The following is a 13,407-nucleotide window of genomic DNA, read 5'->3' on the forward strand; positions in this document are numbered from 1 at the left end:
CCAGCCACTTAAAAATCAGCCCAGACGCGTACCCGTGACTAAGGCGAGAACACGGTCGATCATCTCCGCAATTGTTTCGTGCGAGCATGCCAGGTTGAAGCGCGCCCAATCGGCGTAGTTGGCGCCCAGAGTCTTACCGTCATTGACTGCGATTCCGGCTTGTTCGCGCAGAGCAATCGCAGGTGAAGGATTCAGGCCCAAGCCCGCGAATCCCCACCACGACAAGTACGTGCCCTGCGGGCGAACGAAATCAATGGGAGAGTGTGCGATCGCGGCCTCGGCCGCATCGACGTTCAAGCGAATATAGTCGCGGACTTCGTCGAGCCAGTCGACACCATTCTCGTAGGCTTCGATCGTGCCAACAGTACCGATCGTGGAAGCGTGGAACTGCAGTTTTTGTCCCTGCTCATCCCAGCGCTCACGAAGCGCATCGTCGGGAAGAATCACTTGAGCGGACGGAAGCCCCGCAATATTCCACCCTTTCGACGCGGCGGTCGCCGTCACCGTGTGTGCGGCAAAACGCGGATCAAGACGAGCGTAGGAGAGGAAAGGAACCTCGTCGAGGACCAGGGGAGAGTGGATCTCGTCGCTGAACACGAGAGCGTCATACTGGCTGACCAGCTCGCCGAGCGCGCGAAGTTCAGCTTCGTCCAGAACACGGCCGGTCGGATTCCACGGGTTGCAGAGAATCACGAGGCCCGCGCCAGCCTCAAGACCTGCTTTGATACCCTCCAGGTCGAGCGCCCAACCCTTGTCACCGGCCCTATCGCCGTGAAGGGACGGAACCTCGATGACGGGGTGGCCAGCCTCAGTGGGCATTGAAAGGAAAGGCATATAAGCCGGCGTCGGAACGATCACCGGCGTTCTCGGGCGCATCAACGTGGTCATCGTCAGTTCCAACGCGGGAAGAACGGACGTCACCAGACGAACCTGGTCTGGGCGCAGATCCCAGCCGAAACGACGCTTTTGGAAAGAGGCGGTTGCTTCAGCAAGCTTCGGTGCCAACCACGACGGCTGGTAGCCCAATAGCCCATCATTGATGCAATCTGTCATCGCTTTCGCGACGCTGGGAGCGGTACCGAAATCCATCTCGGCAACCCACGCACCGATCGTAGGGGAGCCATCCTTGCGGGTCATACCCGTCCATTTCAACGAGCCCACGCGATGAAGCTCAGCATCAGTAAAAGTACGAATTGGCACGATTGCTCCTTTATCGGGTCGCCGAAGCAGTCATCGATACCCTCTGATGCCTGCCGAAAAAATGACGTATTAGGAACAAGCCTAGCGCCGACGAAAAACTCTGCCCGCTGGGGCGAGTAAGATAAAAGCATCATGAGTGAAACGACTGCTTCCGGCGCCGACGTGCGCGTTCGATTCTGCCCCTCACCGACCGGTACACCCCACGTGGGAATGGTCCGAACCTGCCTGTTTAACTGGGCATATGCGCGCCACACCGGTGGCACCTTCGTCTTCCGTATCGAAGACACCGACGCTGCTCGCGATTCCCAGGAATCGTTCGACCAGATCCTCGACTCCCTGGCATGGCTTGGCCTTGACTGGGACGAAGGAGTCAGCAAGGGTGGCCCTCACGGCCCGTACCGCCAGTCCGAGCGCATGGACATCTACGCCGATGTCGCAGCAAAGCTCCTCGAAAGTGGCTTCGCCTACGAGTCCTACTCCACCCCCGAAGAAATCGAAGAACGTCATCGCGCAAAGGGTGAAGACCCGAAGCTCGGCTACGACGGCTTCGACCGTGACCTCACCGAAGAACAGGTTGCTGCATTCAAGGCTGAAGGCCGCAAGCCGGTTCTGCGCATGCGCATGCCCGACGAAGACATCACGTTCAACGACCTGATCCGCGGTGAAATCACCTTCAAGGCCGGCTCGGTTCCGGACTACGTCATCGTTCGCGCCAATGGTCACCCGCTCTACACGCTGGTGAACCCGATCGACGATGCACTGATGGAGATCACGCATGTTCTGCGCGGCGAAGACCTGCTGTCCTCCACCCCGCGCCAGATCGTTCTCTATCGCGCACTCGAAGAACTCGGCATCGCCAAGTTCATGCCTTGCTTCGGCCACCTGCCCTACGTCATGGGTGAAGGTAACAAGAAGCTCTCCAAGCGCGACCCCGAATCGAACCTGCTACTCCACAAGGAAGCCGGCATGATTCCCGAGGGCCTGAACAACTACCTCGCCCTCCTCGGCTGGTCGATCGCACCCGACCGTGACATCTTCACGATGGACGAAATGGTTGAAGCGTTCGATATTGCTCAGGTGAATCCGAACCCGGCGCGCTTCGACCAGAAGAAGGCCGTCGCCACCAACGCGGAGCACATTCGTCGCCTCGACACCTGCGATTTCACCCGTCGCCTAGTGCCCTTCCTGGCACGCGAAGGCTACATGAGCGCCGCAATCTACTCCGAGCTCACCGATTCTGAGAAGGCAACCCTCGACGCCGCTGCTCCGCTGGCGCAGACCCGCATTCAGATGCTCGGCGAGGCCGGCCCACTGATGCGCTTCCTGTTCGTCGGCGCAAGCGCCCTCAAATACAACGAAAAAGCTGTTTCTAAGCTCAAGGATTCCGCTCCGGGCGTGCTCGCCGCTACGCGCGAGGTCCTTGCCGGACTCGACGATTTCAGTGCCGAGGCAATCAAGCCCGCGCTCGATGCCAAGCTGGTCGAAGAGATGGGGGTGAAGCCACGCTTCGCATTCGGCCCGCTCTTTGTGGCGATGACCGGTTCGAATGTGTCGTTGCCCGTCGTTGACTCGATGGCAATCCTGGGCAAGGAAGAAACCCTTGCTCGTCTTGATCGCTTCATCGCGACGCTCGCCTGATTTCCTCAACGCTTTCGTGCCAGTCGGTTGCTACCGGCTGGCACGAAAACGTTTTTTTTTGGGGGGGGGGAGGCCAAGTTTGGCTTCCGGCATCTTCCGCTTTGATTTTCCGCTTTGTTTTCATCGTGAATGTACGAGGTGCATCGCGGATCGCTGGACGTGAAAGACGTTGTTTCGACGCGCCATCTCCCTGATGAACAGGGGAGAGGCAGGAGAATGTGAGTCGAAACATGCCCGCTCGATTTGGCATTAGCGTCACACTCGACTACTCTTTCTTTTCGTCGCGAGAAACCGTAACGGTGACTGCGATTGCCAATGGGGTATGGTGTAATTGGCAACACAGCTGATTCTGGTTCAGCCATTCTAGGTTCGAGTCCTGGTACCCCAGCCATCGGAACGTATGTTTTCCGATAGGCCCCCATCGTCTAGCGGCCTAGGACGACGCCCTCTCACGGCGTTAACGCCGGTTCAAATCCGGCTGGGGGTACCAAACCGATTTACTTGGTTTACCTTGAAGTTTTCACCATGAGAATTTCAGCGCCCCCATCGTCTAGCGGCCTAGGACGACGCCCTCTCACGGCGTTAACGCCGGTTCAAATCCGGCTGGGGGTACCATTCACACTCATGCTGTGTGGTGTGGGTGTTTTTGTTTATCTGCCACCGGGCACTGACAGGATCGCGACTAGATGGTGATCCCGGCCTCGTACTTTGGGTGAACGTGGAGCGCACTGAGGTAAATGTGAGCGAAAAATACCCACTTTCGACGTTCATAATTCGAGTGCGCGCCTATCTTTACGTAAACTGGTTCGGTGCGCACGCACAATCGGACGATGGCCCGAAATGAACGTCAGGAGTATCTGTGTCCCTCATTGACAAGATTCTGCGAGCCGGCGAAGGCCGTACGCTCAAGAAGTTTGATCAGCTCGCCACCCAGGTTGATGCGTTGCAAGAAGACTTCGAAGCACTCACGGACGAAGAACTCCAGGCAAAAACCGCTGAATTTAAGGCCCGTCTTGAAGAGGGCGAAACCCTTGACGACCTCCTAGTTGAAGCTTTCGCAACAGTCCGCGAAGCATCTTGGCGCATCCTGCGTATGCGTCCCTTCCACGTCCAGGTCATGGGTGGCATCGCACTGCACAAGGGCAACATTGCCGAAATGAAGACCGGTGAAGGCAAGACCCTCGTCGCCACTATGCCCGCATACCTGCGCGCACTCACCGGCAAGGGCGTCCACGTCGTTACGGTCAACGACTACCTGGCAAAATACCAGTCGGACATCATGGCTCGCGTCTACAACTTCCTCGGCCTGACCACCGGCTGTGTACTGGTCGGACAGAAGCCTGCAGAACGCCGTAAGCAGTACGAAGCTGACATCACCTACGGAACCAACAACGAGTTTGGCTTCGACTACCTGCGCGACAACATGGCCTCCACCCTCGATGACATGGTTCAACGTGGCCACAACTACGTCATCGTCGACGAAGTTGACTCGATCCTCATTGATGAGGCTCGTACGCCACTCATTATTTCGGGCCCAGCCTCGGGCGACGTCAACCACTGGTACATGGAATTCGCTCGCATTGCACGCATGCTTGAGCGCGACGTCGACTACGAAGTTGATGAAAAGAAGAAGACCATCGGTGTTCTCGAAGCAGGTATTGACCACGTCGAAGACCAGCTCGGCGTCGAAAACCTGTACGAGGCAGCAAATACTCCACTGATCGGCTTCCTGAACAACTCGATCCGCGCCAAGGAACTCTTCCACAAAGACAAGGACTACATTGTCACCGACGGTGAAGTTCTGATCGTTGACGAGCACACCGGCCGTGTCCTTCCGGGGCGTCGCTACAACGACGGTATGCACCAGGCAATCGAGGCCAAGGAAGGCGTCGAAATCCAGGCTGAAAACCAAACCCTGGCAACGATCACCCTGCAGAACTACTTCCGCCTCTACCCGGAAGGCTCCCGCGCTGGCATGACCGGTACGGCAGAAACAGAAGCAGCGGAATTCGCCTCCACCTACAAGATCGGTGTTATCCCGATCCCGACAAACAAGCCGATGATCCGCAAGGATCAGCCGGACTTCGTTTTCCCATCGGAAGCCGGCAAGCTCAAGGCAATCATTGAAGATATCGCTGAGCGCCACGAAAAGGGACAGCCGGTCTTGGTGGGTACCGCTTCGGTTGAAAAGTCCGAACTGCTGTCCCAGTTGCTCAAGCAACGACACATTCCGCACCAGGTCCTGAACGCAAAGCAGCACGCGCGCGAAGCTGCCGTTGTCGCAATGGCCGGTCGCAAGGGTGCAGTCACAGTGGCAACCAACATGGCTGGTCGAGGCACCGACATTATGCTCGGTGGTAACTCCGAGTTCATCGCTCAGGCAAACCTCGCGGCCAAAGGGCTTGACCCGAAGGAAAACGCTGACGAGTACCGTGCGGCGTGGCCGATCGCCCTTGAAGAAGCAGATGCGGCCGTCCAGGCAGAACGCGAAGAGGTCCGTGAGCTTGGTGGCCTGTACGTTCTGGGTTCAGAACGCCACGAATCGCGTCGCATCGACAATCAGCTCCGCGGTCGTTCCGGACGTCAGGGTGACCCCGGCGAATCGCGCTTCTACCTGTCCATGGAAGACGACCTGATGCGCCTGTTCAACTCGGGTATGGCGCAACGCATCATGGCCTCGGGCGCATACCCCGAAGACCTGCCACTGGAAAACAAGCTCGTTTCACGTTCGATCGCATCAGCGCAGCACCAGGTTGAAGCGCGCAACTTCGAAATTCGAAAGAACGTTCTGAAGTACGACGACGTGATGACCAGTCAGCGTGAACTGATCTACGATGAGCGCCGTCGTGTCCTCGAAGGCGAAGACCTCGAGCCCCAGATGAAGAGCTTCATGCGTTCACTGGTTACTGGAATTATCGATGAAAAGACCGGTGGTATCAGCCCCGCCGAATGGGACCTTGACGTTCTCTGGGATACGTTGCGTGGCTACTACCCGCCGTCAGTGACCTATCAGGAAGTCGAAGAAGAACACGGTGGGGCAGGCTCGCTGGTTCGTGAAGACTTGGTCGAAGAAATCTACGGTGACATTACCGCTGTCTACGAGGACGCGGAAGAAGCTCTGAAGGCCAATCCGCTTGCTCGCGGTCAGCTTGGTGAAGAACCGATGCGTGACCTTGAACGTCGTGTTGTTGTCGCGACCGTTGACCGTCTCTGGCGTGAGCACCTCTACGAAATGGACTACCTCAAGGAAGGTATCGGCCTGCGTGCCATGGGCCAGCGCGACCCGCTCGTCGAATACAAAGACGAGGGCGCTCAGATGTTCCAATCCATGATGGAGCGCATCAAGGAAGAATCGGTCCAGCAGGTCTTCTCTGTTTCCCACCAGTTCGAGCGCGCTTTCGAACAGGCAAAGGAACAGGGCCTCTTCAAGGATGATGAATCTGCGAAGGAATCGGCAGAAGAACCGGCCACCCAGGCCGAGTCTGCTGATACACCTGCTCCGGCCAGCCCCGTTGCCGCTGCTAAGGCGCAGGTTATCATCGGCGAAGCTCAGCGCCTCAACCAGGCGAAGCTCAGCTACTCATCGTCCGATGGGACGACAACGCAGGGTGGGGCAACCTCGTCTGCCACGTCATCGAATCGTGCTCAGCGTCGCGCGTCGGCAAAGAAAGCACGTCGAAAATAAGCGCTGGCTCTCGCCTTGATGATTATCTCAGAAGGCGACGATAAAAACGAAAACTGCTCCCCAGAAGAACATCGTCATTGATGTTTTCTGGGGAGCAGTTCGTTTACTTCAATCGCTGTGAATGTCTAAGCGATTTCAAGAGCGGTCGTCATCCAGCGACCTTTGAACTCTTGTAGACGCAGTGCCACCGCATAGCATCGCGCAGCACCGCGAATAACGACGGACGCTTCAACTTTTCCGGGGCTGGGCTCGCTTGCTCGCCATGTGACGGGGATACACGCTGTTCGGGTTTCTTCGTCGCCTTCTTCCCGGAAACTCAGGTGTTTGAAAGCGTTGAAAAGTTGCGGAAGCATCCAGCGCTCCAGCTGACGTTTGTCCCTGAGGTCAAGGACTGCCTCGATAGCTGCGCGGGCAAAACCTGCAGCCCACGGTCCCACGTCAGGAAGTGTGTCGGGATAGTGCCCGTAGGGAGTAGCCCGCGATTCGAGCCATGTCCGAGTGTCAGCTTGTTGCTTCGGAGGAACGTCGATTGTGAGGTCCCAGCGAAACATGCGACGTTCGGGCATGTACGGGAAGGAAGCTGGCATCGTTGCCATTGGTATAGCTCCTCTTATCTTGAGATTCTCAGTGTGTTTGACTGTGTTCATCGTCCGTCATGTAGACATGAAGGGCTGATTGTGTTCCGCTGTATTTGCTACTCCCTTCTTTGCGATGGGGATGTGGTGCGTGCGTTAAAAAGTGGCATCGAATAAGGTGCAATATTACGACGCACCGATATAGGTTTTTGTGTAAAGGTTGTTTATGAGTTATGAGTGTGCGGTCTGTGGGTGGATGCTGTCAATAGATTTCAAACCCTGTGGATAACTTTTTACCCCTGAATGATTTTCAACTGTTCTTCGTAACGACAAAAGCCCTAGAAGAGTTAAAAAATGGCGTTTTTTCAAAGAAAAATGATGAGTTTGAAGCGGCGCATCATCGCCTCATCAGCGTTATAGTGCTCGCATGTGTTGTGAAGAGAGGAAGCTATTTGCTTCAACGCGCTCAATGACAAGCAAGACACAAAGGTAAGTGTGGAACACTGAAGCTATGCGCGTATATTTCCCCGCTCTATCGTCTGATCTTGGCGAAGAACAGATCTCTTTGCGACAGGCCTTCGTAGCCGTTCCTTCCCCAGACATGGGGGGTGAGGACGTTGAGGTGCTTGAAGATGATGCGCAGGTCGAGGCCGCGTTGGCTTCGTTGATTCTTCTGCGTGATGCCCCAACGCATGCATATGCGCGTATTGTGCTTGCAACTGACATTCAAACGGACTCAGTGCCTTCTGGAACCGGAGTGCTTGAAGTCAACAATGTTCGGTGTGATTGGAACGATGTCGTTGCGATTCTTGCCGATGATGGTGAAACATCGGAGCAGGTTCGGCGCGTGATAGAAGCCGATGATCAAGACCAGGCAGACCACGCGATTAGTGATCTCTGGGAGTTTCCTCTGCAGTGGTTTGATGTGTCGGAACGAGATGCGCTGCGCGAGATTCTGAAGTAGGAATCTGTATTCACTGATCCCTGATGCATCGTGTGGGGGCTAGCGTGATCAACGCTAGCCCCCACACGATGAAGCAAGGCATTTCCCTTCCTCCCTGACAAACCGTCTATTGAAATGGAAGGGGATAATGTGTCGCCTGGAATCAGAAGTCGATCGACAAGCTTGAACCACCGTTTGCTTTGGGGCGAACATGGATCTGATCGCTGATCTGCTTTGCCATCTCTTCGACGTGGCTGATGACACCAACGGTTCGACCAGTCTGGCGCAACGCATGCAGGTGTTGCATGACGACATCACGCGTATCGGAGTCCAATGAGCCGAATCCTTCATCGATGAACATCGATTTGATTTCCGTGCCCCCCGATTCAGCAGTGACAATGTCAACCAATCCCAACGCCAGTGCGAGAGAGGTATAGAACGTTTCGCCACCGGACAGCGTTTGGGTCTTGCGAATGCGGTCTGTTTCCAGATCGTGAATTGCCAACCCCAACCCAGACTTCTTTGAACGAGTGCCATCTTCTGGCCTGCAGATCAGTTGGTAGCGACCACCGGAGAATGCGCTGAGACGAGGATTCGTCGCATCCAAAACCTCATTGAGACGCGACACTAGCACCCATGACGATAGGGGAGTCGAACTGAGATTGAGAGATCCACCGTTGACGATATTCGCAAGACGCTGGTACGGAGCAACTGCTTCTCGGACACGGTTGAGCTCTGACACGGCGGTCTTAAAGTGCGTGTGAGCATCGTCAATCTGTCCCACAAGAGCACTGAGCTGACCACAGCGGTGTTGCATGGCATCGCGCGCAGCCGTCGCATTGGTATCCGCTTCTTCCAAGGCCGCCGTAGACTGCACACTTCGATCAGCAACAGTGGCAAGACGCCTGTCCAGGAGTTGGTTTCGCGTCATCTGAAGATCACTCTGATGGGAGTCAATCTGGTCCTTTAATGCACGGAGCTCTTCGCCAACGATGAAATGTGAATCAACGAAAGCGAGGGCTTCCTCGATGGAAGCGCAAGGTGAATCAGTGAGAGCCTGCGTCAGCGCATTCGTTGTAGTTTCAAGGCGCGCATAGCTTTGATTCCACTCTTGGAGGTGCTTGTGATGCGTGCGAGCGTCAGTCAAAGAATCGCTGACATTCGCCAGATGCGCTTCGATTGATTCAAAGGTTCCACGGCCTTCTTCACACCGAGCCTGCTTCGTATCGATTGATTGGGCAAGCGAAGAGTGTTGTGTCTGTGCCTTGCCAATTTCAACCTTGGTTTCAGCGAGCTCGTCTTTAACACGGCTAATGTTCTGCTCAAGTTCGGCCAGAGCCTGATCAAGTTCCTTGATCGTTTGAGACAACGCTGAATGCTTGTCGATTCTTTCTTGAGCATTCTTGATTTCGAGTTCCAACGAAGCTTTATCCGCACGAGCAATTGTGTTTCCGCTGGCTATGGCTTGGTTGGTCTGAGCGTGAAGCATCTTTGCTTCGTTCAATTCCTGCTCTGCTTTCGAACGCGCCTGATCGACAGCATCAAGGTCTTCGAGGGTGACAGCATCCGGCTGGTCGATACGTGCCGGAGCTGGATGCTCCACCGAACCACAAACAGGGCAGGGATTGCCGTCTTCAAGCTGGGTGGCAAGACTGCCACTGACATGATCCATCCAACGCATATGTGCTTGGTGGGAAGCGATGTTAGCTTCTTGCGCCCGGCGGCGAGCACTTTGAATATTCTTAGCCCTGACCTTGAGAGTTTCGATATGCTCAGCAACTTCACACGCAGCCTGGTAACGCGGTTGTAAGAGCGCCATGTCGCGTTCGCCTGTTGCGAAGAGCTCCAAGTCTTTCACCATGTTTTCGCGTCCTTCAAGGGCGCTTTCACGCATTTTGGGAAGCTGGGAAAGCTGGTCTTCAAGCTGGGTGCGTTTTTGGGTGAGTACAGCAATTGAGGCTGTTAATGCCTTGTGTTCTTCGCGTTCATTACTGAGTTCTTGCTCGAGTGATGTGAGGTTCTCAAGAGTTGCTTTCTTGGCACTGAGATCTTCCACAATGGTGCTGAGTTCTTCTAAAAGCCCATCAACCGTGTGAGAGGAAAGAGAATCTTCCTCAATAGGCGAAAGGGTTGTAAACCGTGAGCGAAGCTGACGATGCGCAGTGAGAAGCTCGGCATTTTTAACTGACATATAGTCGCGAGCGTCGGTGAATTGACGGACCGGCCCAGAGAGCGAGGAAGCAATAAGAGCATCGGAATGACGCTTCTTGTACTGATCAATGACCACAGTGTGCTCCATCAGCATCTCCAAGTGAGATTGGAGTTCCATGCGTTCTTCAACCAAGGAGTTCAAGGCGCGGGTAGCTTCGAGCTCGCGGTGACATGCTTCGGCTACATCGATCAACCCAGGGAGCTTGGCTTCTTCTTCATCGCATACGCGATGAGCGTTCTGGACGAGAGTGATTGCCAGCGTCGATGCCTGGTGTGAATCGGGGTCACGAGGATCGACATCCGCAAATGATGAGGCGGAATCCTGTGAAGCTAAGAAAGGAGAATCATGGGAAGAATCAGCATCGGCGGCCCGAATGAAGTCCTGAAGGTGTCCTTCCAGGCTCTCCAGATCGCTGAAACGACGGGTGACCTCGCGTTCTGCCTCTACTACGTCATCTGAATGTTGTTTTGATACTTCAGCAAGCTTCTTTTGGAAGGTCGTAAAAAGATGAGTGTTGAAAATATCTTTCAGAAGTGTTTCGCGTTGCTCCGACTTTGCCATCAAGAAATCAGCGAACTTTCCTTGAGGAAGAACGACAGTTTGAACGAACTGGTCTTTTGTCAGACCAACCGCTTGCGTGATCCACTGATTCATTTCGGCGGCGTTACGACCGACGGGATCCCCATCAACGTAGGTAAAATGACCATCGGCTGATTCGACGGGGTGTACCTGAATCAACGTCAGCTGTCCGTTACGCGCAGTCTTATTGCCCTCGGGGATATACGTGGGTTCTCGGTAGACCTTGAAGAAGCCTTCGGAGACTTCAAAGACTAGTTCGACATAGGATTTCGCTTTGGCTGGAACATGGTCAGACCGCAAGCGGTCCTTCGTTGAGTCGCTTCCGCGTGCAACAATTCCGTACAACGCAAATGTAATCGCATCAAGAATTGTTGATTTTCCAGCCCCGGTGGGTCCTTCAAGCAGGAACAAACCGGAGTCGTCGAATCGGGTGAAATCGATCGTTTCCTTTCCAGAGAAAGGGCCGATTCCTGCGAACTCTATACGAATCAGCTTCATATCAGGCCTGCTTCCTTACTTGTTCCCACGTGTCTTGGATGATGCCTCTCTCTGTGTCGGTTAGTTTTGCTCCGCCTAAGAGCTCAAAAAACTCGAGAGAGATTTCAGTATCGCTACGAGACGAAACCGCAGATACTCCCGTGTGAGACGGCGGAGTAAGCGATGACTCGTGCTGGATGATCAACGCGTACGGATAGATCGTTTTCAACCGTGGGATCATACGATCGGGTCGAAGATCATCGGTCACCGTGATGGAGCAATAGGATGCTTGATTATTCGGGTCAGGGTCGGTGATCAGCTGATCCATCGTTCCGCGTAGGACAGCAATCGGACGATGAACAGGAATATCAATCGGTTGCGGGTGAAGGTATCCCGCTTCGTCCACTGCTTCGGTGTCCAGCAAGTACACGCGCTTGTTCACCTGATATTCCGAGAAAGAATATGCGACCGGCGAACCCGAATAGAACACGGGAACAAGGGTTCCTGAAATCTGTTGGGGACGGTGCAGGTGTCCAGCTGCGACGTATGCAAGGTGTGCCACCGGTGCGTTTTTCCCGCCAAGCGTGTCAAAGATTCCCGCCGGCACATGGGCAACGCCACCGACTTCGATATTGCGCTCTGAATCCGATGCGCTACCGCCGGTGATAAACGCATGAGGCATCGCAATCGCCGGACGCACATCACCCTGAACGCGGCGTTGACGCAGGTCGTCATGGATTCGGCGCAGTGCTGCCCCCATTACGGCTTCGTGTGAGCGCGCCAGGGGAACAGGCAGTGAGGTTTCTTCATTGATCTCTTGATCGGACAGGATCTGACGAACAAGGTCAGGTTCAAGATAAGGCACGGGATAGATCAACGCACCATCGTCGAAGGTGCCGCATTCAATCGCAGTGCCGATTTGTTCTGGTTCAGTTGCTATGACAAGTGAATCGCTGAGAAGATCAGAGAACATTCCCAAACGAATGGGGCCATCGTGATTCCCGGACGTCAGAATAATGCGCGTATGACCAGCCAAATCGGTCAAGTAGCGAGACAGCTGGCGTACTGCGTGAACCGGTGGAACGCTACGGTCAAACACATCGCCACTAATCAGAACAACATCGATTTCGCGCTGGATAACCAGTTCCTTTAACCAGGTAAAGAAGGCGTCAATGGAGTCAGAGAGGGACTCGCCGTGAAGCGTGCGCCCAACGTGCCAATCCGATGTGTGAAGAATCTGCATGCTTCTAGTGTGAGGCATACCGTGTACAAACCGAATTGCACTCTCGACGGATTAGTCCTTTGGCCAGTGGAAATGATCAAGAATCTGGTCGTGAAGCACACCGTTTGACGCGAGTGCGTTCGCTCCCCAGGGGCCTGCTACTCCGGACAAAGACGTAAAGCGCCCACCTGCTTCAGTCACAATTGGCACCAGCGCGGCCATGTCATAAAGCTCAAGCTCAGGTTCGAAAGCGACGTCAACAGCGCCGGTGGCGACCAGCATGTAGCTGAAGAAATCACCGTAGGCGCGCGTGCGCCAAACGCGAGCCTGCAAATCAATGAACTCGTCAATCCGCCCAGCTTGCTGCCAACCCGTCAGCGACGAATACGATAGCGACGCCTCTGACAGGGCGCTGACTTTGGAAACATGCAGAGCATGAGGGGTATTCGAGCCAAACTGTTCCCATGCTCCGCCACCTTGGGATGCCCACCAGCGTCGTCCCAACGCAGGCGCCGACACAACACCGACAACAACATCGGGACCATCAACCAGTGCAATCAACGTCGCCCACACGGGGACATTGCGCACAAAGTTCTTCGTGCCATCAATCGGGTCAATGATCCAACGTCGCGTCCCCGCCCCAGACGAACCGCGTTCTTCTCCGTAGATCGCATCATCTGGGCGACGAGTCGCTAACGCAGTGCGGATCATGTCTTCGACGCCATGATCCGCGTCTGACACGGGCGTGAGATCAGGCTTTGACTCAACAACAAGGTCGGATGCTTGAAAGCGTGCCATTGTGATTTCATCAGCGCGATCAGCAAGATCCAATGCTATTTTCAGATCATCAGCGTAAAGAGACTCAGGCATATCTTC

At 54.9% G+C, this 13,407-nt stretch carries 9 protein-coding genes and 3 tRNA genes; 7 read left to right on the forward strand and 5 right to left on the reverse strand.

Annotated features, from left to right (window positions below; translation table 11 throughout):
- Positions 1-15 precede the first annotated feature (15 nt).
- Positions 16-1,200 (reverse strand): MalY/PatB family protein, encoded by a 1,185-nt coding sequence (locus PG731_RS00095; protein ID WP_270771349.1) that lies wholly within the window; start codon positions 1,198-1,200, stop codon positions 16-18.
- 132 nt (positions 1,201-1,332) lie between these two features.
- Between PG731_RS00095 and gltX the strand changes: the two genes are divergently transcribed.
- From gltX to secA, 5 genes are all read left to right on the forward strand, one after another.
- Complete coding sequence (gene gltX, locus PG731_RS00100; RefSeq protein ID WP_270771351.1) at positions 1,333-2,838, forward strand: glutamate--tRNA ligase; 1,506 nt, start codon at positions 1,333-1,335, stop codon at positions 2,836-2,838.
- A 316-nt stretch (positions 2,839-3,154) separates the two neighbouring features.
- A tRNA-Gln gene (locus PG731_RS00105) sits at positions 3,155-3,229 on the forward strand.
- A gap of 23 nt (positions 3,230-3,252) precedes the next feature.
- Positions 3,253-3,328, forward strand: a tRNA-Glu gene (locus PG731_RS00110).
- A gap of 49 nt (positions 3,329-3,377) precedes the next feature.
- Positions 3,378-3,453: transfer RNA gene (locus tag PG731_RS00115), tRNA-Glu, on the forward strand.
- A gap of 244 nt (positions 3,454-3,697) precedes the next feature.
- Positions 3,698-6,523, forward strand: a complete 2,826-nt coding sequence (gene secA, locus PG731_RS00120) for a preprotein translocase subunit SecA (protein WP_270771353.1) — start codon at positions 3,698-3,700, stop codon at positions 6,521-6,523.
- Between the two features lie 125 nt (positions 6,524-6,648).
- Here secA and PG731_RS00125 read toward each other — a convergent pair whose 3' ends face one another.
- Positions 6,649-7,119, reverse strand: a complete 471-nt coding sequence (locus tag PG731_RS00125; protein WP_101628580.1) for an Rv3235 family protein — start codon at positions 7,117-7,119, stop codon at positions 6,649-6,651.
- A 260-nt stretch (positions 7,120-7,379) separates the two neighbouring features.
- On the opposite strand from PG731_RS00125, the gene PG731_RS00130 reads away from it, so the two are divergent.
- Together PG731_RS00130 and PG731_RS00135 are read left to right on the forward strand one after the other, a co-directional pair.
- A complete protein-coding gene (locus PG731_RS00130; protein ID WP_270771359.1) occupies positions 7,380-7,571 on the forward strand; it encodes a hypothetical protein in 192 nt (63 codons plus the stop codon).
- 38 nt (positions 7,572-7,609) lie between these two features.
- Positions 7,610-8,062: a DUF6912 family protein gene (locus tag PG731_RS00135; protein ID WP_101627380.1), complete on the forward strand. Its 453-nt coding sequence runs from the start codon at positions 7,610-7,612 to the stop codon at positions 8,060-8,062.
- 142 nt (positions 8,063-8,204) lie between these two features.
- Here PG731_RS00135 and PG731_RS00140 read toward each other — a convergent pair whose 3' ends face one another.
- The 3 genes from PG731_RS00140 to hisN are packed head-to-tail and all read right to left on the reverse strand — an operon-like array spanning position 8,205 to position 13,401.
- Positions 8,205-11,330 carry an AAA family ATPase gene (locus tag PG731_RS00140; RefSeq protein ID WP_270771360.1) on the reverse strand — a complete coding sequence of 1,042 codons (3,126 nt, stop codon included), beginning with the start codon at positions 11,328-11,330 and terminating at the stop codon, positions 8,205-8,207.
- A 1-nt stretch (position 11,331) separates the two neighbouring features.
- Complete coding sequence (locus PG731_RS00145) at positions 11,332-12,552, reverse strand: exonuclease SbcCD subunit D (RefSeq protein WP_270771362.1); 1,221 nt, start codon at positions 12,550-12,552, stop codon at positions 11,332-11,334.
- Between the two features lie 51 nt (positions 12,553-12,603).
- Complete coding sequence (gene hisN / locus PG731_RS00150) at positions 12,604-13,401, reverse strand: histidinol-phosphatase (protein WP_270771363.1); 798 nt, start codon at positions 13,399-13,401, stop codon at positions 12,604-12,606.
- Positions 13,402-13,407: the final 6 nt, after the last annotated feature.

It is taken from the genome of Pauljensenia sp. OF14-1SRA, assembly GCF_027694595.1.
Lineage (GTDB): Bacteria > Actinomycetota > Actinomycetes > Actinomycetales > Actinomycetaceae > Pauljensenia > Pauljensenia turicensis_B.